22 protein-coding genes are annotated in these 24,531 nt (G+C 72.7%); 17 read left to right on the top strand and 5 right to left on the bottom strand.

The annotated features are described in order from the left end of the window. Positions 1-21 precede the first annotated feature (21 nt). Positions 22-930 carry a LysR family transcriptional regulator ArgP gene (locus tag ACFYNL_RS04190; RefSeq protein ID WP_388796093.1) on the top strand — a complete coding sequence of 303 codons (909 nt, stop codon included), beginning with the start codon at positions 22-24 and terminating at the stop codon, positions 928-930. A gap of 20 nt (positions 931-950) precedes the next feature. Here ACFYNL_RS04190 and ACFYNL_RS04185 read toward each other — a convergent pair whose 3' ends face one another. After that, positions 951-1,655: a TetR/AcrR family transcriptional regulator gene (locus ACFYNL_RS04185; protein WP_388796090.1), complete on the bottom strand. Its 705-nt coding sequence runs from the start codon at positions 1,653-1,655 to the stop codon at positions 951-953. A gap of 130 nt (positions 1,656-1,785) precedes the next feature. On the opposite strand from ACFYNL_RS04185, the gene ACFYNL_RS04180 reads away from it, so the two are divergent. The 3 genes from ACFYNL_RS04180 to ACFYNL_RS04170 all read left to right on the top strand — a co-directional run bounded on the left by ACFYNL_RS04180 (position 1,786) and on the right by ACFYNL_RS04170 (position 3,953). Beyond that, complete coding sequence (locus ACFYNL_RS04180) at positions 1,786-3,003, top strand: saccharopine dehydrogenase family protein (RefSeq protein WP_388796087.1); 1,218 nt, start codon at positions 1,786-1,788, stop codon at positions 3,001-3,003. A 106-nt stretch (positions 3,004-3,109) separates the two neighbouring features. Beyond that, the gene (locus ACFYNL_RS04175; RefSeq protein ID WP_388796084.1) at positions 3,110-3,361 is read left to right on the top strand and encodes a WhiB family transcriptional regulator; all 252 of its coding nucleotides are present in this window, start codon (positions 3,110-3,112) and stop codon (positions 3,359-3,361) included. 238 nt (positions 3,362-3,599) lie between these two features. Then, positions 3,600-3,953: a DUF488 domain-containing protein gene (locus ACFYNL_RS04170; RefSeq protein ID WP_388796081.1), complete on the top strand. Its 354-nt coding sequence runs from the start codon at positions 3,600-3,602 to the stop codon at positions 3,951-3,953. 33 nt (positions 3,954-3,986) lie between these two features. Here ACFYNL_RS04170 and ACFYNL_RS04165 read toward each other — a convergent pair whose 3' ends face one another. Together ACFYNL_RS04165 and ACFYNL_RS04160 are read right to left on the bottom strand one after the other, a co-directional pair. Beyond that, the gene (locus tag ACFYNL_RS04165; RefSeq protein ID WP_388796078.1) at positions 3,987-5,660 is read right to left on the bottom strand and encodes an FAD-binding dehydrogenase; all 1,674 of its coding nucleotides are present in this window, start codon (positions 5,658-5,660) and stop codon (positions 3,987-3,989) included. Next, positions 5,597-6,346, bottom strand: coding sequence for a TetR/AcrR family transcriptional regulator (locus ACFYNL_RS04160; protein ID WP_388796075.1), 750 nt, complete (start codon positions 6,344-6,346; stop codon positions 5,597-5,599). Before ACFYNL_RS04160 ends, ACFYNL_RS04165 begins: the two co-directional genes overlap by 64 nt. Before the next feature lie 127 nt (positions 6,347-6,473). Here ACFYNL_RS04160 and ACFYNL_RS04155 point away from each other — a divergent pair, with 127 nt between their 5' ends. The 4 genes from ACFYNL_RS04155 to ACFYNL_RS04140 all read left to right on the top strand — a co-directional run bounded on the left by ACFYNL_RS04155 (position 6,474) and on the right by ACFYNL_RS04140 (position 10,464). After that, positions 6,474-7,103, top strand: coding sequence for an alpha-ketoglutarate-dependent dioxygenase AlkB (locus tag ACFYNL_RS04155; protein ID WP_388796072.1), 630 nt, complete (start codon positions 6,474-6,476; stop codon positions 7,101-7,103). A gap of 108 nt (positions 7,104-7,211) precedes the next feature. Continuing rightward, a complete protein-coding gene (locus ACFYNL_RS04150; protein ID WP_388796069.1) occupies positions 7,212-8,393 on the top strand; it encodes an acyltransferase in 1,182 nt (393 codons plus the stop codon). Between the two features lie 50 nt (positions 8,394-8,443). Next, complete coding sequence (locus tag ACFYNL_RS04145) at positions 8,444-9,190, top strand: MBL fold metallo-hydrolase (RefSeq protein WP_388796066.1); 747 nt, start codon at positions 8,444-8,446, stop codon at positions 9,188-9,190. Between the two features lie 41 nt (positions 9,191-9,231). Continuing rightward, entirely contained in the window at positions 9,232-10,464 is a 1,233-nt protein-coding gene (locus tag ACFYNL_RS04140) for a DUF4032 domain-containing protein (protein WP_388796063.1), read from the top strand. A 13-nt stretch (positions 10,465-10,477) separates the two neighbouring features. Here the strand turns inward: ACFYNL_RS04140 and ACFYNL_RS04135 are convergent, their stop codons facing one another. Continuing rightward, on the bottom strand, positions 10,478-11,350 hold the full coding sequence (locus ACFYNL_RS04135) for a universal stress protein (RefSeq protein WP_388796060.1): 873 nt from the start codon (positions 11,348-11,350) through the stop codon (positions 10,478-10,480). Positions 11,351-11,787: 437 nt separating this feature from the next. Between ACFYNL_RS04135 and ACFYNL_RS04130 the strand changes: the two genes are divergently transcribed. The 4 genes from ACFYNL_RS04130 to ACFYNL_RS04115 are packed head-to-tail and all read left to right on the top strand — an operon-like array spanning position 11,788 to position 18,276. Next, on the top strand, positions 11,788-13,464 hold the full coding sequence (locus ACFYNL_RS04130) for an FAD-dependent oxidoreductase (RefSeq protein ID WP_388796058.1): 1,677 nt from the start codon (positions 11,788-11,790) through the stop codon (positions 13,462-13,464). Continuing rightward, positions 13,461-14,906 (top strand): ATP-binding protein, encoded by a 1,446-nt coding sequence (locus tag ACFYNL_RS04125; protein ID WP_388796055.1) that lies wholly within the window; start codon positions 13,461-13,463, stop codon positions 14,904-14,906. Before ACFYNL_RS04130 ends, ACFYNL_RS04125 begins: the two co-directional genes overlap by 4 nt. Continuing rightward, the gene (locus ACFYNL_RS04120) at positions 14,903-15,256 is read left to right on the top strand and encodes a UBP-type zinc finger domain-containing protein (RefSeq protein ID WP_388796052.1); all 354 of its coding nucleotides are present in this window, start codon (positions 14,903-14,905) and stop codon (positions 15,254-15,256) included. Before ACFYNL_RS04125 ends, ACFYNL_RS04120 begins: the two co-directional genes overlap by 4 nt. Positions 15,257-15,315: 59 nt before the next feature. Then, positions 15,316-18,276 carry a helix-turn-helix transcriptional regulator gene (locus ACFYNL_RS04115; protein WP_388796050.1) on the top strand — a complete coding sequence of 987 codons (2,961 nt, stop codon included), beginning with the start codon at positions 15,316-15,318 and terminating at the stop codon, positions 18,274-18,276. Here ACFYNL_RS04115 and ACFYNL_RS04110 read toward each other — a convergent pair. Continuing rightward, entirely contained in the window at positions 18,234-18,542 is a 309-nt protein-coding gene (locus tag ACFYNL_RS04110; protein WP_388796047.1) for a hypothetical protein, read from the bottom strand. The two genes, ACFYNL_RS04115 and ACFYNL_RS04110, sit on opposite strands and share 43 nt — an antisense overlap. Before the next feature lie 145 nt (positions 18,543-18,687). Here ACFYNL_RS04110 and ACFYNL_RS04105 point away from each other — a divergent pair, with 145 nt between their 5' ends. From ACFYNL_RS04105 to ACFYNL_RS04085, 5 genes are all read left to right on the top strand, one after another. Then, positions 18,688-19,932 carry a serine hydrolase domain-containing protein gene (locus ACFYNL_RS04105; protein WP_388796044.1) on the top strand — a complete coding sequence of 415 codons (1,245 nt, stop codon included), beginning with the start codon at positions 18,688-18,690 and terminating at the stop codon, positions 19,930-19,932. An 89-nt stretch (positions 19,933-20,021) separates the two neighbouring features. Beyond that, entirely contained in the window at positions 20,022-21,392 is a 1,371-nt protein-coding gene (locus tag ACFYNL_RS04100; protein WP_388796041.1) for a CAP domain-containing protein, read from the top strand. 65 nt (positions 21,393-21,457) lie between these two features. Then, positions 21,458-22,135 (top strand): AIM24 family protein, encoded by a 678-nt coding sequence (locus ACFYNL_RS04095; RefSeq protein ID WP_388796037.1) that lies wholly within the window; start codon positions 21,458-21,460, stop codon positions 22,133-22,135. A 201-nt stretch (positions 22,136-22,336) separates the two neighbouring features. Further along, entirely contained in the window at positions 22,337-23,410 is a 1,074-nt protein-coding gene (locus tag ACFYNL_RS04090) for a tetratricopeptide repeat protein (protein WP_388797308.1), read from the top strand. A 44-nt stretch (positions 23,411-23,454) separates the two neighbouring features. Next, positions 23,455-24,471 (top strand): polyprenyl synthetase family protein, encoded by a 1,017-nt coding sequence (locus ACFYNL_RS04085; protein WP_388796034.1) that lies wholly within the window; start codon positions 23,455-23,457, stop codon positions 24,469-24,471. The last annotated feature ends 60 nt before the right edge of the window (positions 24,472-24,531 follow it).

Genomic DNA, 24,531 nt, shown 5'->3' with positions numbered 1-24,531 from the left:
AGCTCTCGTGAAGGAGGGCCGATGCGGACCGAGCTGACGGAGCTCCCCCTCGACCAGGTGCGGACCCTGCTGGCGGTGGTGGACGAGGGCACCTTCGACGCGGCCGCCGCGGCGCTGCATGTGACGCCGTCGGCGGTGAGTCAGCGGGTGAAGGCGCTGGAGCAGAGCACGGGGCGGGTGCTGCTCGTGCGGACCAAGCCGGTGCGGCCGACGGAGTCGGGCGAGGTCGTCGTCCGGTTCGCCCGGCAGCTGGCCCGGCTGGAGCGCGACGCTCGGGCCGAGCTGGGCCTGAGCGCCGCCGGGGAGGTGACCCGGGTGTCGATCGCGGTGAACGCCGACTCGTTGGCGACGTGGTTCCTGCCGGTGCTCACTCGTGTGCCCGAGGACCCTCCGCTCTGCTTCGAGCTGCGGCGCGAGGACGAGAGCCGCACGGCGACGCTGCTGCGGGAAGGGCTGGTGATGGCCGCGGTGACCTCGTCGCCGGATCCGGTGGCGGGGTGTTCGGTGCGTCCGCTGGGCCGGATGCGCTATCTCGCGGCGGCGAGCCCCGCCTTCGCCGAGCGGCATCTGGGCGGTCCGCTGCGGGAGGCGCTGGTGCGGGCGCCTGTGCTGGTGTTCGACCGTAGCGACGATCTCCAGGACGCGTTCGTGCGCAGGCTGCGGCGCGGCCGTGCCGACGCGGGTGCCGTACGGCACCACGTGCCCACGTCGGAGGGGTTCCTCGCGGCGGTGACCGCCGGTCTGGGCTGGGGTCTGGTCCCCGAGGTGCAGGCGCTGCCGCTGCTGGCGGACGGCCGGCTCGTGGAGCTCGCGCCGAAGCGGCCGGTGGACGTCCCGCTGTACTGGCAGCAGTGGAAGCTGGACTCACCGGCGCTGGTCGCGGTGACGCAAGCGGTGACCGCCGCGGCGGCGCAGGCGCTGCGGGCCTGACGGCACGGCACGGCACGGCGCTACCGCGGCGTGGCCAGCTCGGCGGCGGCGCTGTCCAGGAGCATCTCCAAGGCCGTCGGATACGCGCTGGTCACCATCCGGTTCGCCAGCAGCGGTGCCGCCTCGGCGATCCGCGGATGCGTACGGCGGGGCAGCCGCGCGTAGGTGGAGCGCCACATGTCCTCGTCGGCCCGCAGCGAAGCGCTCGGCAGCGTCAGCGACGCGGCGTCCAGGGCGGCGAAGGCCAGCGTCTGGTCGATGAAGGCGTGGTAGATGCGCACCGTGTCCGGCAGCGGGAACCCCGCGGTACGCAGGATGTCCAGCACGGCCTCGTCGGCGGCCAGTTCGTTGGCCCGGCCGGTGACGCGGTTCGTGGTCAGCACGGCGGCCTGGGGATGGGCGACGTACGCCGCGTGGATACGCAGCCCGACGGCGCGCAGGTCGTCCCGCCACTCCCCCGTCGGCCGCCAGCCCTCCAGCGCCTGGCCGATGAGGGCGTCACCGATGGCGAGGGTCAGGTCGTCCATGCCGCGGAAGTACCGGTACAGCGTGCTCGGGTCGGCGTCGAGGGCCAGGCCGAGGCGGCGGGCGGTGAGGCCGGCGCTGCCGTGTTCGCGCAGCATGCGCAGGGCCGTCTCGACGATCAGGCGCTCCGAGAGCACGGTGCCGCTCTTCGTGGGACGGCGCCGGCGCCTCTTCTCCTCCGGAACGACCGGCTTGGGCATCTCGCTCTCCGTCCTCTCACCCGGGCCGTGGGCCTTATGCCAACGCCATTGACCTTACGTGACCGGCCGTCGTTGTATCTCTCGCGGGGCCCCGTTCACGTCGTAGACCTTCAGTCGAGGGAGTCTTGTCATGCGTGTACTGCTCGTGGGAGCCGGCGGAGTGGGCAGCGCCGTCACCCGGATCGCCGCCCGGCGGCCGTTCTTCGAGGCGATGGTGGTCGCCGACTACGACCTCGGGCGGGCCGAGGCTGCTGTGGCGGCCCTCGACGGCGACGCCCGGTTCCGGGCCGAGCGCGTCGACGCCGGCGACGAGTCGACGGTGGTCGCGCTGCTGGAGCGGCACGCGTGCGACGTGCTCCTCAACGCCACCGACCCGCGTTTCGTGATGCCGCTGTTCCGTGCCGCGCGCGCGGCGGAGGCCACCTATGTCGACATGGCGATGTCGCTGTCGCGGCCGCATCCGCAGCGACCGTACGAGGAGTGCGGCGTGAAGCTGGGCGACGCCCAGTTCGAGGAGGCCGCCGACTGGGAGAAGGCAGGGGCTCTGGCCGTCGTCGGCATGGGCGTGGAACCGGGGCTGTCGGACGTGTTCGCCCGGTACGCGGCCGACGAGCTCTTCGACGAGATCGAGGAGATCGGCGTCCGCGACGGCGCGAACCTCACCGTCGACGGGTACGACTTCGCGCCGTCCTTCAGCATCTGGACGACGATCGAGGAGTGCCTCAACCCGCCGGTGGTCTACGAGAAGGGGCGCGGCTGGTTCACCACCGAGCCGTTCAGCGAGCCGGAGGTGTTCGACTTTCCGGAGGGCATCGGCCCGGTCGAGTGCGTGAACGTGGAGCACGAGGAGGTTCTGCTGGTTCCGCGCTGGGTCGACGCGCGGCGGGTGACCTTCAAGTACGGCCTCGGCGAGGACTTCATCCGCACGCTGAAGACGCTGCGCCTGCTGGGTCTGGACCGCACCGAGCCGGTGACCGTGCCGAGCGCCGCGGGACCGGTGCGGGTGTCGCCCCGGGACGTCGTCGCGGCATGTCTGCCGGACCCCGCGACGCTGGGTGAGCGGATGCACGGCAAGACCTGCGCGGGGACCTGGGTGCGGGGCGTCAAGGACGGCAGGCCGCGCGAGGTGTACCTGTACCACGTGGTGGACAACCAGTGGTCGATGGCGGAGTACGGCAGCCAGGCCGTGGTGTGGCAGACGGCCGTGAACCCGGTGGTGGCCCTCGAACTCCTCGCCACCGGCGCCTGGTCCGGCTCGGGTGTGCTGGGTCCGGAGGCGTTCCCGGCCCGGCCCTTCCTCGATCTGCTGACCGCGTACGGCTCCCCGTGGGGCATGCGCGAACACTGACCGAAATCGTTGGGCTCCGACGGGGTTTCACTCACGTATCGACAGGCGACTCGAAAACGAGTAATGCATCCACCGAGGGCACGTACGACGATCGCAGGTGACTTTGATGGACGACTGGCGAGACCACTCGGCCTGCCGCCATGAGGACCCCGACCTCTTCTATCCGATCGGCACCTCCGGGCCGGCTCTGTTCCAGACCGAGCGGGCCAAGGCGGTGTGCCGGCGCTGCCCCGTCCAGGAGCCGTGCCTTGAGTTCGCGCTGGAGACGGGGCAGTCCATAGGTGTGTGGGGCGGGACGAGCGAGACGGAGCGGCGAGCGCTCAGGCGCCGTACGGCCGCGGCCCGCCGCGCCGGCTGACTCCCCTGCGGAAGCGGGCGGAGCCGTCCCGGCAGGATCAGGGCCTCAGCGGCCGCTGCGGTGCAGCGGCCCCCAAGGTTCGACTGCCGGGACACCGCTGTCCTCGCCTCGTCGATGACCCGCTGATCGATCCGGCACAGCGGCCGGGCGCCGGCGACCCGAACGGAATCGCACGAGCGGCCTCCGGCGGGCCGGGGCAGTACGCTCGCGGCACGCCCCGCCCACCGGAAGGCCGATCATGAGCGTGCGTGTACGCCGGGTCCAGGAAGCGCCCGAGCCGGATGACGGTGTCCGTGTGCTCGTCGACCGGCTGTGGCCGCGCGGTGTGTCGAAGGACGCGGCACGCGTGGACGAGTGGCCCAAGGCCCTCACCCCGTCGACCGAGCTGCGCCGCTGGTACCACGCGGGCGAGGGGTCGTACGAGGAGTTCGGCGAGCGGTACGAGGCGGAGCTCGCCGCCCCGGAGGCGGCCGAGCTCCTGGACCACGTGCGCGAGCTGTCCCGCAAGGGGCCGGTGACGCTGCTGACCGCGGTCAAGACCCCGGAGCACAGTCACGCGGCCGTGCTCGCCCGGGTGCTCGGCGAGGGTTAGCGAACGCTGGGCTGTCCGCTCGGCGGGCCTGCACTAGGCGGTCTGCTCGGCCGCGGCCCGGCCGGCCGCTCGCCCGGAGAAGAGGCAGCCGCCCAGGAACGTTCCCTCCAGGGCGTTGTACCCATGGACGCCGCCACCGCCGAAGCCGGCGACTTCTCCGGCCGCGTACAGCCCGTCGACGGGGCTCCCGTCGGCCGCGAGCGCGCGGGAGTCGAGGTCGGTCTGGATGCCGCCGAGGGTCTTGCGGGTCAGGACGTGCAGCTTGACGCCGATGAGAGGGCCGGCCGCGGGGTCGAGGATGCGGTGCGGGGTGGCGACCCGGCCGAGGCGGTCGCCGATGTAGCGGCGAGCGTTGCGGATGCCCTGGACCTGGGCGTCCTTGCTGTACGGGTTGGCGATCTGCAGGTCGCGGGCCTCGATCTGGCGTCGGATGGTCTCGGCGTCGAGGAGCGGCTTGTCCGTCAACCGGTTCATCTTCTCGACGAGTTGCTCCAGAGTCGGGGCGGTCACGAAGTCCGCGCCGTTGCGCAGGAACGCCGCCACCGGTCCGGGGGCGCCCTTGCCGAGGACGCGCTCCTTCAGGAACCCGGCGCGATCCTTGGCGGTGATGTCCGGGTTCTGCTCGGAGCCCGACAGGGCGAACTCCTTCTCGATGATCTTCTGGCTGAGGATGAACCAGGAGTGGTCGTGGCCGGCGATGGCCGCGTCGGTGCGCAGGTGCCTGAGGGTGCCGAGGGTGTCGTAGCCGGGCAGGCAGGGGTCGGGCAGCCGGCGGCCGAGGGCGTCGAACCACATCGAGGACGGTCCGGGCAGGATGCGGATGCCGTGGCCGGGCCAGATCGGGTCCCAGTTCTGCAGGCCCTCGGTGTAGTGCCACATGCGGTCGCGGTTGACCAGGCGTACGCCCGCCTCCGCGCTGATGTCGAGCATCCGCCCGTCGACGTAGGCGGGCACGCCGGTGACCATCTCGGTGGGCGGGGTGCCGAGCCGCTCGGGCCAGTGGCGGCGGACGATCTCGTGATTGGCGCCGATGCCGCCGGTGGTGACGACGACGGCCTGGGCGGTCAGTTCGAACTCGCCTGCGCGCTCCCGGTTGGAGGCGACACCGCGGGGCGAGTCGTCGTCGGCCAGGACCGTGCCGCGCACGCCACGCACCTTGCCCTGTTCGATGACCAGCTCGTCGACCTGGTGGCGGTGGTGGAACGCGAGCAGCCCGTCGCGCGCGGCCTGCTCGGCGTACCGGACGAACGGCTCCACCACTCCCGTGCCGGTGCCCCAGGCGATGTGGAAGCGGGGCACCGAGTTTCCGTGGCCGTGGGCGCGCAGGTCGCCGCGCTCGGCCCAGCCCACGGTGGGCAGGAACTTGATGCCGTGCCCGTCCAGCCAGGCCCGCTTCTCGCCGGCCGCGAACTCCACGTAGGCGCGCGCCCAGCGCACCGCCCAGGAGTCCTCGTCGTCCACCCGGTCGAACTGGGCGCTGCCCTGCCAGTCGCTCCAGGCCAGGTCGAAGGAGTCCTTGATGCCCAGGCGCCGCTGCTCCGGGGAATCGACGAGGAACAGCCCGCCGAAGGACCAGAACGCCTGCCCGCCGAGGTTGGCGGCGTTCTCCTGGTCCACGAGCGCGACCCTGCGGCCCCGGCTGGTCAGTTCGTGCGCGGCGACGAGGCCCGCGAGTCCCGCTCCGACGACGATGACGTCGGCATCCATGGCGACCGTCCCTTCCCGATGAGGTGGTGGCGCTGTTGGGTGGTGTCGCTGCCGTCGGTGAGCAGCGCGGTGAGCAGTTGCTGCAACCAGGCGCGAGCGCGTTCGACGTCCTGGTCCAGCAGCAGTTGCGTGGTGACGCCGTCGTAGGCGGCGACCACGGCGTGGGCGGCGCCCTCGATGTCGCCGAGCACGGCCGGCAGTGCGGTGTGCCCCCGCGCGCGGGCGAGCCGGTCGGCGATCGCGCCGCGCAGTCGTGCGCGGTGTTCCAGCAGGGTCCGCGCGACGGCCGGTTCACGGGCGGCGTGCACCAGGAAGTCGGTCTTCACAAGGAGCCAGTCACGGTCCAGGAGCAGCACCTCGGTCACCCGGTCCACCGCGGCGGGCACGTCCAGGTCCGGCCCGTCGACGGCGAGGGCACCGGAGACCTGCTCCGCGATCAGGTCGGCCCGCTGCTGGTAGAGGGCGAAGAACAGCTCGTCCAGGCTGGCGAAGTTGGAGTAGAAGGCGCCCCTGCTGTACCCGGCGGCCTCGCAGACCTCCTCGATGGAGACCCGGCCGAACCCCTTGGCGGCGAACACCGCGAACGCGGCGTCGAGGAGGTTGGCCCGGGTGCGGGCCCTGCGCTTGGTGACGCGCTTGGCCGTGCCGTCCGTCGTCATCTCCTCCCCCACCTCCGTTCGATGCATGAATGTATCCGATACAGCAATGCATCCAAAGACCCCGGAGCCCGCGAATGCACGGAAGGCCCGCTGGGAGAACACCCCGGAAGATCGAATGGGAACAGATTTTCGATTAAGCGGTACGCTGGAGGGCATGACCAGGCACCTCCAGGGCTCCCTGTTCGACCAGACCGACGAGCTGCGGCTCGGGCCCCTCTCCGGGATCCGCAGGACCCCGCTCGACCACGGCGCCTGGATCGACGTCCTGCCCGGCTGGCTCAGCGGGGCCGGCACCCTGTTCGAACAGCTGGCCACCACGGTCCCCTGGCGTGCCGAGCGGCGCAGGATGTACGACAACGTCGTGGTCGTACCCCGGCTGCTCGCCTACTACGGCGCCGACGACCCGCTCCCGCACCCGGTGCTGGCGGAGGCCCGCGCCGCGCTCTCGGCGCACTACGCCGAGGAACTGCGCGAGCCGTTCACCACGGCCGGGCTCTGCTACTACCGCGACGGCCGGGACAGCGTCGCCTGGCACGGCGACCGCATCGGGCGAGGCGCACATGAGGACACCATGGTCGCCATCCTCTCCGTGGGCGCCCCCCGTGATCTGCTGCTGCGCCCCGCGCGGGGCGGCGGCAGGTCGCTGCGCCGCCCCCTCGGCCACGGCGACCTCATCGTGATGGGCGGCTCCTGCCAGCGGACCTGGGAGCACTCGATACCCAAGAGCTCGCGTGCGACGGGACCACGCATCAGCATCCAGTTCCGCCCGCACGGCGTGCACTGAGGCGCAGGGCCGACCGCTTCGGGTGCGCGCGGGGGCTGCCTCCGGCGGACGGTGCCGGAGGCAGCCCTTCCTCTGGGCGGGACCCCGTCGGACGCCCAGACTGGTCGGGTGAGCGCCCAGCAGCGGATTCCGCCCACCGGTCCCCGGCGCGGGGAACTGGACGCCCTGCGCGTGTACGTCGTCCTCGGGCTGGTCTTCTTCCACTCCGCCCTGGTCTTCTCCCCGGACGACGACTTCTATGTGAAGAACCAGGAGACGACCGGAGCCGTCACCGTCCTCGCCGGGCTGGGCGTGGTCTGGGCGATGCCCATGCTGTTCCTCGTCGCGGGGCTCGGCTCCCGGTACTCGATCCGGCGCCGCGGATCCGCCCGCTTCGCCCGTGAACGCCTGCTGCGCCTGGGTGTTCCCCTGGTCTTCGCCACGCTCGTCCTGTGCCCGCTCCCCCAGTGGCTGCGGCTGCGGGCCGCCGACCCCGCGTACGACGAGTCGTACGCGCGCTTCTGGTTGCGTTTCCTCACGGTCCGTCCGGACGCGGCCGACTTCCCCTTCGTCCTCGAAGGGGAGCACTTCGAGACCGGTCATCTGTGGTTCGTCGTACTCCTGCTGGCCTTCAGCCTGCTCCTGGCCCCGGTCGCGGCATCGTTGGCCGGCTGGGCGGAGCCCCTGTCGCGGGCGGTGGCAAGGCGTCCCGCGCTGCTCGTACTGCCCGCGCTGCCGCTCGCCGCGATCAATGCCTTCCTCGGTATGGAGGAAGGCTTCGCGGGCTGGAACCGCTGGGCGTACCTGGTGTTCTTCCTGTTCGGTTACGCCCTCGCCGACGACCCGCGCGTGCGTGCCGCGCTGCGCCGGGCGGCGGTCGCGGTGGGCCTGCTCGGGCTGGCGCTGTTCGCCGGGACCGCGCCCGGCTTCCTTGCGCTCGCCGACCCGTTCACCGAGTGGAGCGCCTTCGCGCTGGTCACCCGGGCGGCGTTCGGCGCGGCGGGCTGGTGCTGGGTGTTGGCCATCCTCGGTCTGCTGGACCGGCCCCGTGAGGCCCGGCCGCCCTCGCGCGCGATGCTGTACCTCGGGGTCGCCGCCCTGCCGGTGTACGTACTGCACCAGCCGGTCGTGGTGGCCCTGGCGTACGGCGTGGTGGGCCTGCCGGCGCCGATCCCCGTCAAGTACGTGATGATCGTGACGGGTTCACTGGCACTGATCCTCGCGCTGTACGAGTGCGTGGTGCGCAGAACACGCCTCACGCGGTTCCTGTTCGGCATGCGCCCTCACCCGCCGCCCACGCCTTCGTCCTGATCTGCTTTGCTGTCCCGCGTCGGGCAGGACCTCACCACGGGGGGACGATCATGCGGACAGACATGCAGCAAGTCGCCGACGGCACCTACCTGGTACGCGGCAGCAACACCAACTGGGTGATCCTGGCCGAGGGGGACGCGGTCACGCTGGTGGACACCGGCTACCCCGGGGACCGGGCACGACTCCTCGCCTCGCTCGCGGAGGTGGGAAGTTCCCCCGAGGCGGTCACGGCCGTACTGATCACGCACGCGCACACGGACCACCTGGGCAGCGCCGAGTACCTGCGCGCCACGTACGGCACGCCCGTCCACCTCCACGAGGCCGAAGTACCGCACGCCCGCCGTGACTTCCTCCACCAGGTGGACGTCCGGACTGTGCTCAGGAACGGCTGGCGGCCGGGTGTGCTGCCCTGGGCGGTACACGCCATCCGCTCCGGTGGCACGGCACACGTCCCGGTCACCTCCCCCGAGCCGTTCCCCTCGGCCGGTCCGCTCGACCTGCCCGGCCGGCCCGTACCGGTGCACACGCCCGGTCACACCGACGGGCACTGCGCCTACCACCTGCCGCACGCCGGCGTGGTCGTCTCGGGCGACGCCCTGGTGAGCGGACACCCCACCTCGCGTCTCAAGGGGCCGCAGCTGCTGCCGGACATGTTCCACCGCGAGCGGGCTCGTGCCGTCGCCTCGCTCGACGTGCTCCACGAGCTGGAGGCCGACCTGCTGCTGCCCGGACACGGCCCGGTGCACCGCGGCACCGTGCGTGAAGCGGCTCTTCAGGCCCGGGAGCGCGCGCTCTAAGGTGAGGTGACGATCACCGGCGAGGCGAGGACGAACGGCCCATGGCACTGCAGATCAGCGCGACGAACCCGGAGCACCCCGCGCTCCTGCTGGAGCTGCCCTGGCATCTGCCCCTGGAGGAGTGGCCGCAGGAGGTCCTCGTCCCGCTGCCGCGCGGTATCTCCCGGCACGTCGTGCGGTACGCCCGGGCCGGCAGCGAGGTGATCGCCGTCAAGGAGCTCGCCCAGCGCCCGGCCCTGCGCGAGTACGAACTGCTGCGCGACCTGGACCGCATCGGCATCCCCGCGGTGGACCCGCTCGCCGTGGTCACCGGGCGCACCGACGCCGACGGCGGCCCGCTGGAGTCGGTCCTGGTGACCCGGCACCTGGGCGGCTCGCTGCCGTACCGTTCGATGTTCGAGACGACGATGCGCCCGGCGACGATGCACCGGCTGATGGACGCCCTGGCCGTGCTGCTGGTCCGCCTCCACCTCGCCGGGTTCGCGTGGGGCGACTGCTCGCTGTCCAACACGCTGTTCCGGCGGGACGCGGGCGCCTACGCCGCCTACCTCGTGGACGCCGAGACCGGTGATCTGCACGCCCGGCTCAGCGGCGGCCAGCGCGACTACGACCTGGAGCTCGCCCGCGTCAACATCAGCGGTGAGCTGCTGGACCTGGAGGCGTCGGGGGCCCTGCATCCGTCGGTGGACCCGGTCGAGTTCGGCATGGAGATCTGCGCCCGCTACCAGGGCCTGTGGGAGGAGCTGACCCGCACCTCGGTCTATCCGGCGGGCAAGTACCACTACATAGAGCGCCGGATACGCCGTCTGAACGAGCTCGGTTTCGACGTGGCCGAGATGCAGATCGAGCACGCCTCGAACGGCGACACCGTCACCTTCGTGCCCAAGGTCGTCGACGCCGGCCACCACCAGCGGCAGCTGCTGCGCCTGACGGGCCTGGACACCGAGGAGAACCAGGCCCGGCGACTGCTGAACGACCTGGAGAGCTGGATGGCCACCCAGGACGACTACGCCCCGGGCGACCCCCTCGGCGCCCGGCCCGAGGTGCTCGCCCACCGCTGGGTGCGCGACGTCTTCCGGCCGACGGTACGGGCCGTGCCGCCGGAGCTGCGCGGCTCGATGGACCCGGCCGAGATCTACCACGAACTCCTCGAACACCGCTGGTACCTGTCCGAGCGGGCGCAGCACGACATCGCCCTGGAGGCGGTGGTCGCGGACTACATCGAGAACATCCTGCCCAAGGCCCGCGCGACGCTGCAGCCCACGTCCGACTGACCGGCCCGGCGGATCAGTCGTGCGGCACCACGGCGACCGGGCAGTCCGCGTGGTGCAGGACCCCGTGCGCCACCGAGCCGATGCGTGCTCCCACCGCCGTACGGTGGGCCCGTCGCCCGACGACCATCAGCTGAGCCCGGCCCGCCACCGACAGCAGCACCTGCCCGGCGCTGCCCATCTCGACGTGCTCGACCACCCGCACGTCCGGGAACTGCTCGCGCCACGGCCGCAGCGCCTCGCCCAGCGCCTTCTTCTCGTACGGCTCCAGGCCGCCCGCCTCGTCGAGCAGCTTCAGTGAGCCGGGGCTGTAGGCGAACAGCGGAGGCAGGGTCCAGGCCCGTACGGCGCGTACCGTCGCACCGCGCGCCGCGGCCGTCTCGAAGGCGAACCGCAGCGCGGCGGCACTGTCCTGCGGGTCGCCCTGCTGACCGACGACGATCTCGCGTCCGGCGGCCTCCGCGGACGCCTCGTCCCCGGCTCGAACGAGCACGACGGGGCGTTCGGCCCCGGCGATCACCTGCTGACCGACGGAACCCAGCAGGAACCCGACGACCGCGCCGTGCCCCCGCGAGCCCAGCACCAGCATCTCCGCGTCCGCCGCCGCGGCGGCCAGCGTCTCGACCGGACCGCCCTCGACCGGGTCGGTGGTCACCTGGAGGCCGGGGTGCCGCTCAGCGACGGACCGGGCGGTCTCCGCGAGCTGCTCCCGCACCCAGTGGGCCTGGGACTCGGCGTCCCCCGCGTCGATCGCCTCGTGCGGCTGGAACCGCCAGGCGTGCACCACCCGCAGGGCGAGCCCGCGGCGCACCGCCTCCCGGGCCGCCCAGCCCAGTGCGGCGAGACTCTCCTCCGATCCGTCCACCCCTGCCGTGATCGGGCGCGTCATGTCCGGTTGCCTCCTCGTGTCGTGATCACATCCGTCGGGGCCCAGTCTTCCCTACCGCGCCTTCCTCACCTTCGAGTGGGAGCAGGTGAACGTCGACACGGCCGACCCCTTCGGCCCGAGGCCGCCCGCTCCGCGTCCTCGGCGCCCGGCACCCGGCACCCGGCACCCGGCACCCGGCACGCGGACGTCCGGCCGGGCCACGAGCCGTGGGTGTTCCGGCCGATCCGGAGGTCGACGGGGTCCGCGTACCGGGCCCGCGCCGGAGCCGGGAGCAGGACGCGGTCGAGAGGCAGCCGCACGCTCGGGGCTCCCGCCGCCCGCATACCCGAGCGAAGCGGGCGGATCGAACATACGATGGGGCCGAGTCGGCGCGGCGACTGCGCCATCGGGTCGCTGTCCGCCGTGCCGAGAACGAGAGCCCCCGGGGTGGGAGACGTATGGCACAGGCCGCCGACGCAGCGCGGACCGTCATCCTGACCGTGGACGACGACCCGGGAGTGTCCCGGGCGGTCGCCCGTGATCTGCGGCGCCGCTACGGCGAGGCGCACCGCATCGTGCGCGCGGAGTCCGGCGCGTCCGCGCTGGAGGCGCTGCGCGAGCTGAAACTGCGGGGCGACCTGGTCGCCGTGATCCTGGCCGACTACCGGATGCCGCAGATGAACGGCATCGAGTTCCTCGAACAGGCCCTGGACGTGTATCCGGGCGCCCGGCGGGTGCTGCTGACCGCGTACGCGGACACGAACGCGGCGATCGACGCGATCAACGTCGTCGACCTCGACCACTATCTGCTCAAACCCTGGGACCCGCCCGAGGAGAAGCTCTACCCGGTCCTGGACGACCTGCTGGAGGCCTGGCGGCGCAGCGACTACCGGCCGGTGCCCAGCACCAAGGTGGTCGGCCACCGCTGGTCGGCGCACTCCTCCCAGGTGCGGGAGTTCCTGGCCCGCAACCAGGTGCCGTACCGCTGGTACTCGGCCGACGAGCCCGAGGGGCAGCGGCTGCTCGCCGCCGCCGGACAGGACGGGCGGCGACTGCCGCTGGTGATCACGGCGGACGGCACGCCCCTCGTGGCGCCCGAGGTGCCCGAGCTGGCCGCCGAGGTGGGGCTGGCCACGACGCCGACGGCCGACTTCTACGACCTCGTCGTCATCGGCGGCGGCCCGGCGGGGCTGGGCGCGGCCGTGTACGGGGCGTCGGAGGGCCTGCGCACCGTGCTGGTGGAGCGGTCGGCGACCGGTGGGCAGGCCGGGCAGAGCTCCCGGATCGAGAACTACCTCGGCTTCCCCGACGGCGTGTCCGGAGCACAACTCACCGACCGGGCCCGGCGGCAGGCGGCGAAGTTCGGCGCCGAGATGCTCACCGCGCGCGAGGTGACGGGGCTGGAGGTCAGCGGTGCCGCCCGAATCGTACGGTTCTCGGACGGCTCTGCGGTCGCCGCGCACAGCGTGATCCTGGCAACCGGTGTGTCCTACCGGCAGCTGGCGGCACCGGGCTGCGACGAGCTGACCGGCTGCGGGGTGTTCTACGGGTCGGCCCTGACCGAGGCGCCCGCATGCCAGGGGCAGGACGTGTACATCGTAGGCGGCGCCAACTCGGCCGGTCAGGCGGCGATGTACCTGGCGAGGGGCGCGAAGTCGGTGACGCTGCTGGTGCGCGGGCCGGATCTGTCCGCGTCCATGTCGCACTACCTGATCCAGCAGATCGACGAGGCCCCGAACATCTCGGTGCGCACGCGCACGGTCGTCGAGTCCGCGCACGGCTCCGACCACCTGGAGCAGCTGACACTGCGCGACGTGGACAGCGGGCGCACCGAACTCGTCGACGCGCAGTGGATGTTCGTGTTCATCGGCGCGGCCCCGCTGACCGACTGGCTGGCCGGGACCGTGCTGCGCGACGAGCGCGGGTTCATCCTGTCCGGCCCCGACCTGAGCCCGGACGGACGGCCACCGGCCGGCTGGGAGCTGGACCGGCCGCCGTACCACCTGGAGACCAACGTTCCCGGCGTGTTCGTGGCGGGCGACGCCCGTGCCGAGTCCGCCAAGCGGGTCGCGTCCGCCGTCGGAGAGGGAGCCATGGCCGTGATGCTGGTCCACCGCTATCTGGAACAGTCATGAGCGGGCAGTCGATGCCGTGCGACCCCGGTGAGATCGGGGCGCTGTTCCTGTTCGAGAAGCTCACCCCCGAGCAGCTGGGCAGGCTGTGCAGCGAGGGGCGGGTGGAAGTCTTCCCGCCCGGCCCCGTGTACACCGAGGGCGAGCCCGCGACCTGCTTCTACGTCATGATCGAGGGCACCGTCGTGCTGTCCCGGCGGGTCGGCGCGGACGACGTGGAGGTCACCCGGACCTCCCAGCGCGGGGTGTACTCCGGTGCCTGGCAGGCCTATCTCGGGGACCGGGTGCCGCAGACGTACAACAGCTCGATGCGCGTCACGGAGCCGACGCGGTTCTTCGTGCTGCCCGCGGCGACCTTCGCGGACGTGATCCGCGAGTGGTTCCCGATGGCCCTGCATCTGCTGGAGGGGCTCTTCTTCGGCCAGAAGAGCACCCAGGTGGCGATCAACCAGCGCGAACGGCTGCTGGCGCTCGGTTCGTTGTCGGCCGGTCTCACCCATGAGCTCAACAACCCGGCGGCGGCGGCCGTACGGGCGACCGCGACGCTGCGGGAGCGGGTCGGAAAGATGCGGCACAAGCTGGCCGTCATCGCCCAGGGCTCGTACTCCCCCGAGGTCATGGCGAACCTCATCGAGATCCAGGAACGCACGGCCGAACGGGTCGCGAAGGCACCGGCGTTGAGTCCGCTGGAGGCGTCGGACCGCGAGGACGACGTGACCGACTGGCTGGACGACCACGGCATCCCGGAGGGCTGGCGGATCGCGCCCACCTTCGTGCAGGCCGGTCTCGACGCGGACTGGCTGGACGAGGTCGCGGCGGCGGTGGACGAGGAGATGCTGCCGAGCGCGATCGGCTGGCTCAACTACACCGTCGAGACCGAGCTGTTGATGGACGAGATCAACGACTCCACCACACGCATCTCGCACCTCGTCGACGCCGCGAAGCAGTACTCCCAGCTGGACCGGGCACCCTTCCAGAACGCCGACGTGCACGAACTGCTCGACAGCACCCTGCTGATGCTGTCGGGCAAGATCGGCCCGCGGATCAAGGTCGTCAAGGAGTACGACCGTACGCTGCCGAGGATCCCGGCGTACCCGGCGGAGCTCAACCAGGTGTGGACCAACCTCATCGACAACGCGGTCTCCGCCATCGGCAGCGCGGGAGGCGAAGGCACGCTGACGGTGCGGACGGCGCCCGATCACGACCGGCTGCTCGTGGAGTTCCGGGACACCGGCATCGGCATTCCCCCGCAGGACCGGGGGCGGATCTTCGATCCCTTCTTCACGACGAAACCCGTGGGCGAGGGCACCGGGCTCGGGCTCGACATCTCCTGGCGGATCGTCGTCAACAAGCACCACGGCAGCATCCAGGTCGAGTCGGAGCCGGGTGACACCCGCTTCCAGGTGCTGCTGCCGCTCACAGCCGCCGAGGAGGACACCCCATGACCGGCCACCAGGGAATCGAACCGAGCGTGCCGCCGAGCGGCAGCGGGTGCGTGGAGTGCGATGCGCAGGGCGGGTGGTGGTTCCATCTGCGGCGGTGCGCGCAGTGCGGGCACGTGGGGTGCTGCGACAGTTCGCCCGCGAAGCACGCCACGGCGCACTTCCGGCAGAGCGGGCATCCCTTCGTGCAGAGCTTCGAGCCGGGTGAGAGCTGGTACTGGAACTTCGAGACGAACGAGCTGTACGAGTCGGGGCCCGAGCTCGCGCCGCCGGTGAGCCATCCCACGGAGCAGCCGGCGCCGGGCCCCGCGGGGCGGGTGCCGGCGGACTGGGCCAAGACGTTGCGCGCGTAGGCACCGAGGGGGCACAGAGGTCGGCGCGGGCGCTTGAGTTCGAGTGACAGGATGTGTCCGTGTCACAGACCTCATTCGGTACGCCGATCATCGGGCGGCAGGGCGAGCTCGCCCGGCTCTGCGGTGCGCTGGAACGAGCCCGCGACGGTGAGGCCCGGGCGGTCCTGGTCGCCGGGGACGCCGGCGTCGGCAAGACACGGGTGCTGGACGAGGTGGCGGGGCGGGCGGCCGGGGACGGGATGCTCGTCCTGACCGGGCACTGCGTGGATCTCGGTGAGGTCGGGCTGCCGTATCTGCCGTTCACCGAGGTGCTCGGTCAACTCGCCGGTGACGGGCGGTTCTCGGAGGTTCTCCGGGCGCATCCCGTGGTCGAGGGGCTGCTGGGGGGCGGGACGGACGCCGTGCGGGACCGGCTGCGGCTGTTCGAGGGCATCGCCGGGCTGCTGGCCGATCTCGCGGACGCCGCACCGGTGCTGCTCGTCCTGGAGGATCTGCACTGGGCCGACCAGTCGTCCCGGGACCTGCTGCGGTTCCTGCTCAGCCGCGGGATCCTGCAGCGGTCGGCGGGTGGGGCAGCGGGGCACCGGCTGGCCGTGTTCGCCTCGTACCGCGCGGACGATCTGCATCGACGGCATCCGCTGCGGCCGCTGCTCGCCGAGCTGGTGCGGCTGCCCGCCGTCGAGCGGCTGGAGCTGCGGCCGTTGGCCGACGGCGAGGTGGCCAGGCTGGTGCGGGCCGTGCAGGAGCGGCCGCTGCCGGACGGCACGGTCCGGCGGATCGTCGAGCGGGCCGAGGGCAACGCGTTCTACGCCGAGGAACTGGTCGCGGCGACGGGTTCGGAGGCCGGCGGGGTACCCAGCGGGCTCGCCGACGTCCTCCTGATCCGTGTCGAGCAGCTGCCCGACAGGGCGCAGCAGGTGCTGCGCACGGCGGCCGTGGCGGGACGGCGTGTCGAGCACGACCTGCTGCGGGATGCCGTGGGCATCCCGGAGGAGGAGCTGGAGTCGGCGCTGCGCGAGGCCGTCGGTCGGCAGCTGCTGGTGCTCCGCGACGGCGACACGTACGCGTTCCGGCACGCGCTCGCCCGCGAGGCGGTGTACGCCGACCTCCTCCCCGGTGAACGGGCCCGGCTGCACGGCACGTTCGCCCGGTTGCTCGCCGGGCGGGGCCGTCCGGCCGAGACGGCGGCGGAGCGTGCCCACCACTACCGCGCGAGCCACGACCTGCCCGATGCCCTGGCCGCTTCGCTGGAGGCCGCCGCGCACGCGCACCAGGTCGGCGCGCCCGCCGAGGAACTGCGGCATCTGGAGGCGGCCCTGGACCTGTGGTCGTCGGTGGAGCCGTCCGCGCGCCCCTCGGGCGAGGGCAACGACCGGGTGACCCTCACCCTGCGCGCGTCCGCGGCGGCGGCACACGCCGGGGAGGCGCACCGCGCGGTCTCGCTGACCCGTTCCGCGCTCGCGGGCGTCGGCCAGGACACGGACGCCGAACTCGCCGCCCGGGTCCGCTACACACTGGCCGGCAACCTTCTCGGCGTCGACTCTCTGACGGCGGCCTTCACCCACAGCAGCGAGGCACTGGCCCTCATCCCGGCCGAGCCGCCGTCGCGGACCTGGGTGTGGGCGGCGGCCACCCATGTCCTGGCGGCCCGTCAGGTCGGGGAGAACGAGACGGCGCTGCGCGTCGCCCGCGAGGCGCTTCGGGTCGCCGAGGAACTGCGGGTGACCGACGCACGGGCGGACCTGCTCATCTCACTGGCCGGGCTGGAAGGCGGTGGCCGCCGCACCCCGCAGGGCCGTGAACGGCTGCAAGAGGCACGCGAGTTGGCGCGGCGCTCGGGCAACGGGCCGGTGGAGATGCGGGCGCTGTTCAACCTCGCCGTCGGCTGCTTCGAGTCCGGTGATCTGCAGGAGTCGCTGCCCTGGCTGGCGGAGGGGCTGGAGCGGGCCCGGCGTGCCGGGCTGCTGTCCTCGCCGTATCCGCTGGAGATGCGGTACCTGCAGTCCCTGGTGCTGTACACGCTGGGCCGTTGGGAGGAGTGCCTGCGGGTCGCGGCGGCCGATGCCGAGGCGCTGCCCGCGGCGGCGGGATTCGCGGCCGGTCCGGCGATGTACGTGGCTCTCGCGCGCGGGGAGACCGCGGCCGTCGACAGGGCCCGAGTCCTGCTCGACGGCCCGTTCGACTGGATGGGCACGCTGATCGCGGGCGTCGCGCTCACCGACGCCGCGGCGCTGCGCGGTGACGCGGAGGCGGCCGTGGAGCGGATGCGGTCCACGGTCGCGGCCCTCACCGACGACGGGGGTACGCTGCCCGACGCGACGGTCCGACTCGCCGCCCTCGCGCTGTCCGCGGTCGCCGACCGGGCCGCCGAACTGCGCCTGACCGGCGACGAGAGCGGCCTGCGCCGCTGGGCGGATACGGCGACCGAACTGGTCGAGCTGGCGCGGGCCACGGCCGGCCGCGGCAAGGACGGCACGCCCCAGGGCCCGGAGGGCTCGGCGTGGCTGGCCCGTGCGGAGGCCGAGTGGACGCGCGCGGTGTCCGGGCCGGACCCGCAGGCGTGGGCGAAGGCGGTGGCCGCGTTCGACTACGGCGACGCGTACGAGCGGGCGCGGTGCCGGCTGCGTCACGCCGAGGCCCTGCTGGCGGTCGGCGACCGCGACACGGCTGCCGCCGAGGCCGCCGCGGCGCGGGAGACCGCCGCCCGGCTCGGCGCGACGCCCCTCCTCGACCGGCTGGACGCCTTGGTCCGCCGCGGCCGCCTCAAGGACGCCACCGACGGTACGGCGGCAGTCGCAGGCGGCGCCGCCCCGCTCACGGCCCGCGAGCAGGACGTCCTGCGTCTTCTCGCACTCGGCCGCAGCAACCGGCAGATCGGCGAGGAGCTGTACATCACCGGCAAGACGGCGAGCGTCCACGTCTCCCGCATCATGGCGAAGCTGGGCGCCGCGAGCCGTACCGAGGCGGTGGCGATCGCCTACCGGGAGGGCCTGATCTCCCGCGCGGAGACGGTGGGCTGACGCGTCGGCGACCACCGGTCGTCCAGGACGTCGGTCGGTGACGGCGTCGGCTCTCCACCGCTGCGGATGCGGACGCCGACCTCTTGGCGTGCGGCCCCAGCGGCCGGGCCCCCTGCGTGCCGGCCCTGGAAGGGCCCGGCGGTCGCGCCGACGACCCCCGTGCCGGGCGCGCGCGAGCGGTCGGCGAACTCGCGGTAGCCCTCGATCAGGTCGTCGGCGGTGAGGCAGTGCGGGCCTTCCGCGGCGGACCGCCTCGGCCGCGGCATGCGTTCGGGGACTCCCACCCGGTGATCCGCCATGTCCGACTTGTGAGTCGTGCGTTGAGATCTGACGGGATGCGAGACAGTGGCCCCGCACGAAGCGCGACTGTTCACGCATCAGTGACGTTCAGCGGAAGCGAGAGGAATCCGGATGGTCTCAGCAACGGTGGTCAGGGGTACGGCGGTCACGGCGGCCCTGGTGTCGCTCCTGGCGGTCCCCGCACATGCCGCACCCCGACAGCCCGGCGCCACCACGGCGGCCCCCGCGGCGAGCGCGCAGCCCGAACCCGACATCGACGGCCTGTGGGGCGTCCTGCGCACCGCACGGCGGCACGGCGCCCCCGGTGCGATGGCCCGCCTGGACGACCGCAGCACGGTGTACTGGGCGGCCACCGGGGTCGCCGACCGCGCGACCGGACGGGCCCTCAGCAACACGGACCGGTTCCGCATCGGCAGTGTCACCAAGATCTTCTCTGCCGTCGTGCTGCTGCAACTGGCCGACGAGCGGAAGCTGAAGCTCGACGCGCCGGTCAACCGCTACCTTCCGGGGCTGCTGCCCGACGACCGCATCACGGTACGCCATGTACTCAGCCACAGAAGCGGCCTGCACGACTACACCAACGAGATGTTCGCGCGGACGGTTCCCGGCTTCGAGGCGGTGCGCAGCAAGGTCTTCACCTACCGGCAACTGATGGACCGGTCCCTGAGCAAGCCGCGCACCACCAGGCCCGGTGGCGCCTACTCGTACTCCAACACCAACTTCGTCGTGGCCGGCATGCTCATCGAGAAGCTCACGGGTCACTCGGTGCGCACGGAGTACAAGAACCGGATCATCGACCCGTTGGAACTGCGCGACACCTTCTACGTGCACCCCGGAAAGAAGATCCCCGGCCGTCACACGCGCGGCTATCTCACCCCGGACACGGCGGGCACTGCCCTCGTCGACGCCACCGAGCAGACGGTGTCCTGGGCGCAGAGCGCGGGCGCGGTGATCTCGACCACGCGGGACCTCAACACGTTCCTGTCCGCGCTGCTCGGCGGGCGGCTGACCTCCCGGACGCAGCTCGCGCAGATGCAGCGGTGGGTGCCGGCGGGCGGCACGCAGGCATACGGGCTCGGGCTGCGGCGCCGCGATCTTTCCTGCGGGGTCTCCGTCTACGGCCACACAGGTGCCGTCCAGGGCTACTACACGTACGCGTTCGCGTCGAAGGACGGCGCGCGCAGTCTCGCGGCGCTCGCCAACACCTCCAACAACGGCACGGTCCTCAACACCATGCTGGGCACTTTGGAGTCCGCGTTCTGCGGCAAGAAGGCGAAGTCGGGTCAACGGGCCACGCCCACCGAACGGCACGAGGACGTCGCTCCGGGAGTCCCGGTGAACCCGGACCCGCGCTGAGAGCTCAGGCCGGTCGGGAACCCGCGCGTTCCGGTGGACGTTTCCCCGACATCCCCACCGGATCTCGAACCACCCACCAGGACGGCGCGATGAGCGAGTTGGTTCCCGGGGGCAACCTGCCCCTCCCGGGCGGCAGCGTGTCCGTCCGGGTCCCCGGGCCCTTCGACGTGTCCGCGCTCATCACCGACGACAGCGGCAAGGTCGGGGACGACGCGGACTTCGTGTTCTACAACCAGCCGGCCGCCCCGGGAGCCCGCCTCCACGGCGACACCCTGACCGTCGACCCACCGGGACTGAGGCCGGGCGCCACGCGCGTCACGGTGGTCGTCAGCCCCGCCGATCCCGGCACCTCGCTGGGCCGGCTGCCCGCCCCGGTGCTCCACGTCAGCGGTCCGGGCGGCGGCACGATCGCCCGGTTCGTCCCGCCGCCCCCACGGCAGGAGACCGTGCTGCTGCTCGCGGAGCTCTACCGGCGGGGCTCCGGCTGGAAGCTGCGGGCCCTGGGGCAGGGCTACGCGGACGGGTTGGCGGGACTCGCCCGCGACTTCGGGGTGGACGTGGTCGAGGACACGGCGCCGGCCCCGGTCCCGGCGACGCCTGCACCGGCCGCTCCCGCTGCCCCGACCGCACGGCCGGCGATGCACACCCTGTCCGCCCTCGCCTCCCCGCACCTCCCCTCCCCCGACACCGACGGTTTCCTCGGCCTGGTCAACTCCGCCCGCAGGGCCGCCGGTTCACCCGCCGTCACCCTCGACCCCCGCCTCGCCTCCGCCGCCCTGGCCCACGCCTCAGCCATGGCCGCGGCAGGGCGGCTCGGTGTCGAGGGCCGCGACGGGGTCTTCCTGTACCAGCGCGTCACGGCCGCCGGGTACGCCTACCTCACCGTGGGCGAGCACCTGGTCTCCGGCCCGCGTACACCCGCCGAGTTCGTCGCGTACTGCCTGCGCACCGATCAGGCCCGCCGCACTCTGCACGACCCGGCGTTCAGCCACGCCGCCCTGGCCCACGCCACGGGCGGGCGCTCGGGCGACACCTACTGGACGGCACTGTGGGCCAGGCCGCTCATGCCGGGCGACCTCACCCGCACTGCCGCCGAGGTCGTCGACCTGACCAACCGTGAGCGGGCCCGGGCCGGGCTGCGCCCCCTGGCCGTCGATGCCGCGCTCAGCACCGCCGCGCAAACCTACAGCGCCGACATGGCGGCCCGCGCCTTCTACGCGCACACCTCTCCCGAGGGGACCCGGCCCTGGGACCGGGCGGCCGCCGCGGGCTCCCGGATGCGCTCGATCGGCGAGAACATAGCGTGCGGCCAGCGTTCCCCCGCCGAGGTGGTCGAGGGCTGGATGAACAGTCCGGGGCACCGCGCCAACATCCTCAAGCGCGACTTCACGCACATGGGCGCCGGCTTCGCGGGCGGCGGCCCGGCGGGCTCGTACTGGACACAGCTCTTCGGCGCCTGACGAGCTGTGAGGCGCGGCACGACGCGATCTGGCCGGAACGACAGCGTCCGGGACAGGATGCCCGCATGAAGGGTGACCTCTTTTCCAGTGAGCACATGGTCCAGCCCGCCACGGCGCCGGGCATGACGGTCGAGAACGCCAAATGCATCAAGTACGCGGTCAATGGTGAGATGCACGCCCGCCAGGGGGCGATGGTCGCCTACCGAGGCAACCTCCAGTTCGAGCGCAAGGGCCAGGGCGTGGGCGGCATGCTCAAGCGGGCCGTCACCGGCGAGGGACTGCCGCCGATGGCGGTGCGCGGGCAGGGCGAGGCTTGGTTCGCGCACGAGGCGCAGAACTGCTTCGTCATCGAGGTCGATCCCGGCGACGAGTTCACGGTCAACGGCCGCAACGTCCTGTGTTTCGACGCCTCGTTGTCGTACCGGATAGCGACGGTCAAGGGCGCGGGCATCTCCGGCGGCGGGCTGTTCAACAGCGTCTTCACCGGGCACGGCAGACTGGGGCTGGTGTGCGACGGCAATCCTTTGGTGATCCCGGTGTCACCGGACTTCCCGGTGTACGTGGACACGGACGCCGTGGTCGGCTGGACGGCGGGGTTGCAGACCTCCCTGCACCGTTCGCAGTCCCTCGGCTCGATGTTGCGGGGCGGCTCGGGTGAGGCCGTGCAGCTGATGCTCCAGGGCCAGGGGCATGTCGTGGTACGGCCTAGCGAGGTGACGCCGCAGAAGGCGCAGCAGCACTGACCGGCCCGAACGTGATCTGCGCCTCACGGGCAACCCTCTCTGCCGTGTCGGCGTCTTGATCGGCAACAGGTGACGCCCTGGTCCCCCGCAAGGGGCCAGGGCGGATTTTCGACGCGCTATACACGCTGCGTATACACCGTGCGTATACATCACGCGAATAGAAGCAGCGTAGGCACGGTGTGTATCAACCGAGAGGGATCGATGTACGGCAAGGCATTCGCACCCGAGTACCAGGGCGCCCTGACCACACTGTCCGTCAACTCGTCGCTCACCGACGTACTGGCCGCCGGTACCGAGCAGTTGCGCGCCGCCGAGCGGGCCGGGCAGCACGGTGAGGCGGCGCGTTCGGGTCTCGCCGTGGCCGAGGCGCACCGGCGGCTGGGGCAGATCGGGGACGCGGACCGGGCATGGAAGGCGAGCTACCGCTCGGCGCGGCAGGCCGGCGACACCGCGGCGATGGCCTGGGCGCTGTGGAGCGGCGGCACCCTGGCCCGCCAGCGCGGGGCCTTCCCGCTGGCCCGGCGGCTGCTGCAACTCGCGGCGGACCTCGGCGAGCGCGGCGGCGACGTCGTCGTACGCGGCTACTCACTGGCCGGCCTGGCGGAGACGGGCCGGATCCAGGGCGACTACGAGGCCGTGCACCGGCTGCACGAGCAGCTGCTGGCCGAGGCACGGCGGCGCGGGGAGGCACGGCACACGGTGTGGGCGCTGGAGGGCATCGCCCAGATCCACCGCAACACCGGCTCGTACGACACGGCGTACGCCCTGTTCGAGGAGGCGGCCGAGATCGCCGCGCGTGCCGAGGACCGGCGCGGCCACGCCTGGGCGCTGCGCGGGCTCGCCGACATCGTCTCCGTCCGCGACGGCGACACGGAACGGGCGCTGGAGCTGCTGTCCGAGGCGGAGACCACGTGCCGGGCGATGAAGCTGTCCAGCGCGCTGGCCTACAACCACAAGATGCGCGGCAACGTCTTCTACCGCGCCGGCCGTTACGCCGAGGCGCGCGAGCTGTACGAACTGGCCCTCGCGGAGTTCCGCGAGATGAGCGAGCCGCGCGGTGCGGCGCTGTCCCGACTGGGGCTGGTCAAGTCCCGGGCCCGGCTGGGGCGCGACCGCGCCGAGACGGCAGCCGAACTCGCCGAGCTGGCCGGGGTGCTGGAACGGATCGGGCTGCGGCACGCGCGGGAGATGGTGGCGCGGGCGCAGGAGGAGTTCGCAGGGATGGACGAACCCCTGGAGCATGCCGCGGGCGCCGATACGGTGGGCGCGCGATGACCGCCTCGTCCTCGACGGTTCGGGCGTCCCGCACCGCACACGAGATGTCCGCACCTGTCCCCCCGGACGGCCGCCACGTCCTCGACCGCTGCCGTGCCCTGGTGCGGCCCGCACTGCGGGAGGCGGTGGGGCGGACCCACCCGTGGGTCGGTGAGATGGCGGCGTACTCCTTCGGCTGGTGCGAGGTGGGCGGCGCGCCCGCCGACGCCTGCGGCGGGAAGGGCGTACGGCAGGCGCTGGCCGTGCTCGGGGCCGAGGCGGCCGGCGCGAAGGGGTCCGTGGCGGTGCCGGGCGCGGTCGCGGTGGAGCTGGTGCACGCCTTCTCGCTGCTGCACGACGACATCATGGACGGCGACGCGACCCGGCGCCGCCGCCCCACCGTGTGGAAGGCGTACGGCACGGGACCGGCCGTCCTCGCGGGGGACGCGCTGTTCGCGCTGGCCGTCGAGACGCTCGCCGAGGCCCCGGCGGGTCCGCGGGCGGTGCGGCTGCTGTCGCAGGCCCTGCAGGACCTGGTGCGCGGGCAGGCGGACGACCTGCTGTTCGCCACCCGTCCCTGGCGGGGCGCGGAGCGGGTGCGGCCGCGGGAGTACCGGAGGATGGCCGAGCACAAGACGGGCGCCCTGCTGGGCTGTGCGGCGGCACTGGGCGCCCTGCTCGGTGGTGCGCCGGCCACGACGGTCTCGGCCCTCGACCGCGCGGGACGGCACCTGGGCATCGCCTTCCAGGTGGTCGACGACCTGCTGGGCATCTGGGGCGACCCCGCCGTCACCGGCAAGCCCGTCCACGGCGATCTGCGGGAACGGAAGAAGACGTACCCGGTGCTGGCCGCGCTCGACTCCCCCGCCGCCGGTCACCTGTGCGCGCTGCTGGAGTCGGCCGCCGACCCCGATGCGGCGGCCGGGCTGATCGAGGAGCTGGGCGGCCGCTCGGCGGGGCTGGCCGAGGCGCGCCGCCAGGTGCGGGCCGCGGACGCGGCTCTGTCGGAGGTACCGCTGCGGGCGGGTGCCGTCGCTGAGCTGCGGTCGCTGCTGGACTTCCTGGTGCGGCGCGATCTGTGAGGCCCGGTTCGGGGCCGGGCGGCGATGACCGGCGGGGCTGTCGGCGTGCGGCGCAACCCG

Source organism: Streptomyces sp. NPDC007808, assembly GCF_042868655.1.
GTDB lineage: Bacteria > Actinomycetota > Actinomycetes > Streptomycetales > Streptomycetaceae > Streptomyces.
Note: the sequence above shows the minus strand (reverse complement) of the source record. Positions and strands in the feature narration are given on the sequence as shown.

Excerpts from the sequence above, each read along its gene's own strand:
- ACFYNL_RS04180 (WP_388796087.1), top strand. The coding sequence starts at position 1,786 with ATGCGTGTACTGCTCGTGGGAGCCGGCGGAGTGGGCAGCGCCGTCACC.
- ACFYNL_RS04185 (WP_388796090.1), bottom strand. The coding sequence starts at position 1,655 with ATGCCCAAGCCGGTCGTTCCGGAGGAGAAGAGGCGCCGGCGCCGTCCC.
- ACFYNL_RS04175 (WP_388796084.1), top strand. The coding sequence starts at position 3,110 with ATGGACGACTGGCGAGACCACTCGGCCTGCCGCCATGAGGACCCCGAC.
- ACFYNL_RS04155 (WP_388796072.1), top strand. The coding sequence starts at position 6,474 with ATGACCAGGCACCTCCAGGGCTCCCTGTTCGACCAGACCGACGAGCTG.
- ACFYNL_RS04130 (WP_388796058.1), top strand. The coding sequence starts at position 11,788 with ATGGCACAGGCCGCCGACGCAGCGCGGACCGTCATCCTGACCGTGGAC.
- ACFYNL_RS04140 (WP_388796063.1), top strand. The coding sequence starts at position 9,232 with ATGGCACTGCAGATCAGCGCGACGAACCCGGAGCACCCCGCGCTCCTG.
- ACFYNL_RS04090 (WP_388797308.1), top strand. The coding sequence starts at position 22,337 with ATGTACGGCAAGGCATTCGCACCCGAGTACCAGGGCGCCCTGACCACA.
- ACFYNL_RS04100 (WP_388796041.1), top strand. The coding sequence starts at position 20,022 with ATGAGCGAGTTGGTTCCCGGGGGCAACCTGCCCCTCCCGGGCGGCAGC.
- ACFYNL_RS04170 (WP_388796081.1), top strand. The coding sequence starts at position 3,600 with ATGAGCGTGCGTGTACGCCGGGTCCAGGAAGCGCCCGAGCCGGATGAC.
- ACFYNL_RS04110 (WP_388796047.1), bottom strand. The coding sequence starts at position 18,542 with ATGCCGCGGCCGAGGCGGTCCGCCGCGGAAGGCCCGCACTGCCTCACC.
- ACFYNL_RS04145 (WP_388796066.1), top strand. The coding sequence starts at position 8,444 with ATGCGGACAGACATGCAGCAAGTCGCCGACGGCACCTACCTGGTACGC.
- ACFYNL_RS04125 (WP_388796055.1), top strand. The coding sequence starts at position 13,461 with ATGAGCGGGCAGTCGATGCCGTGCGACCCCGGTGAGATCGGGGCGCTG.
- ACFYNL_RS04190 (WP_388796093.1), top strand. The coding sequence starts at position 22 with ATGCGGACCGAGCTGACGGAGCTCCCCCTCGACCAGGTGCGGACCCTG.
- ACFYNL_RS04105 (WP_388796044.1), top strand. The coding sequence starts at position 18,688 with ATGGTCTCAGCAACGGTGGTCAGGGGTACGGCGGTCACGGCGGCCCTG.
- ACFYNL_RS04165 (WP_388796078.1), bottom strand. The coding sequence starts at position 5,660 with ATGGATGCCGACGTCATCGTCGTCGGAGCGGGACTCGCGGGCCTCGTC.
- ACFYNL_RS04160 (WP_388796075.1), bottom strand. The coding sequence starts at position 6,346 with ATGCATCGAACGGAGGTGGGGGAGGAGATGACGACGGACGGCACGGCC.
- ACFYNL_RS04085 (WP_388796034.1), top strand. The coding sequence starts at position 23,455 with ATGTCCGCACCTGTCCCCCCGGACGGCCGCCACGTCCTCGACCGCTGC.
- ACFYNL_RS04095 (WP_388796037.1), top strand. The coding sequence starts at position 21,458 with ATGAAGGGTGACCTCTTTTCCAGTGAGCACATGGTCCAGCCCGCCACG.
- ACFYNL_RS04120 (WP_388796052.1), top strand. The coding sequence starts at position 14,903 with ATGACCGGCCACCAGGGAATCGAACCGAGCGTGCCGCCGAGCGGCAGC.
- ACFYNL_RS04135 (WP_388796060.1), bottom strand. The coding sequence starts at position 11,350 with ATGACGCGCCCGATCACGGCAGGGGTGGACGGATCGGAGGAGAGTCTC.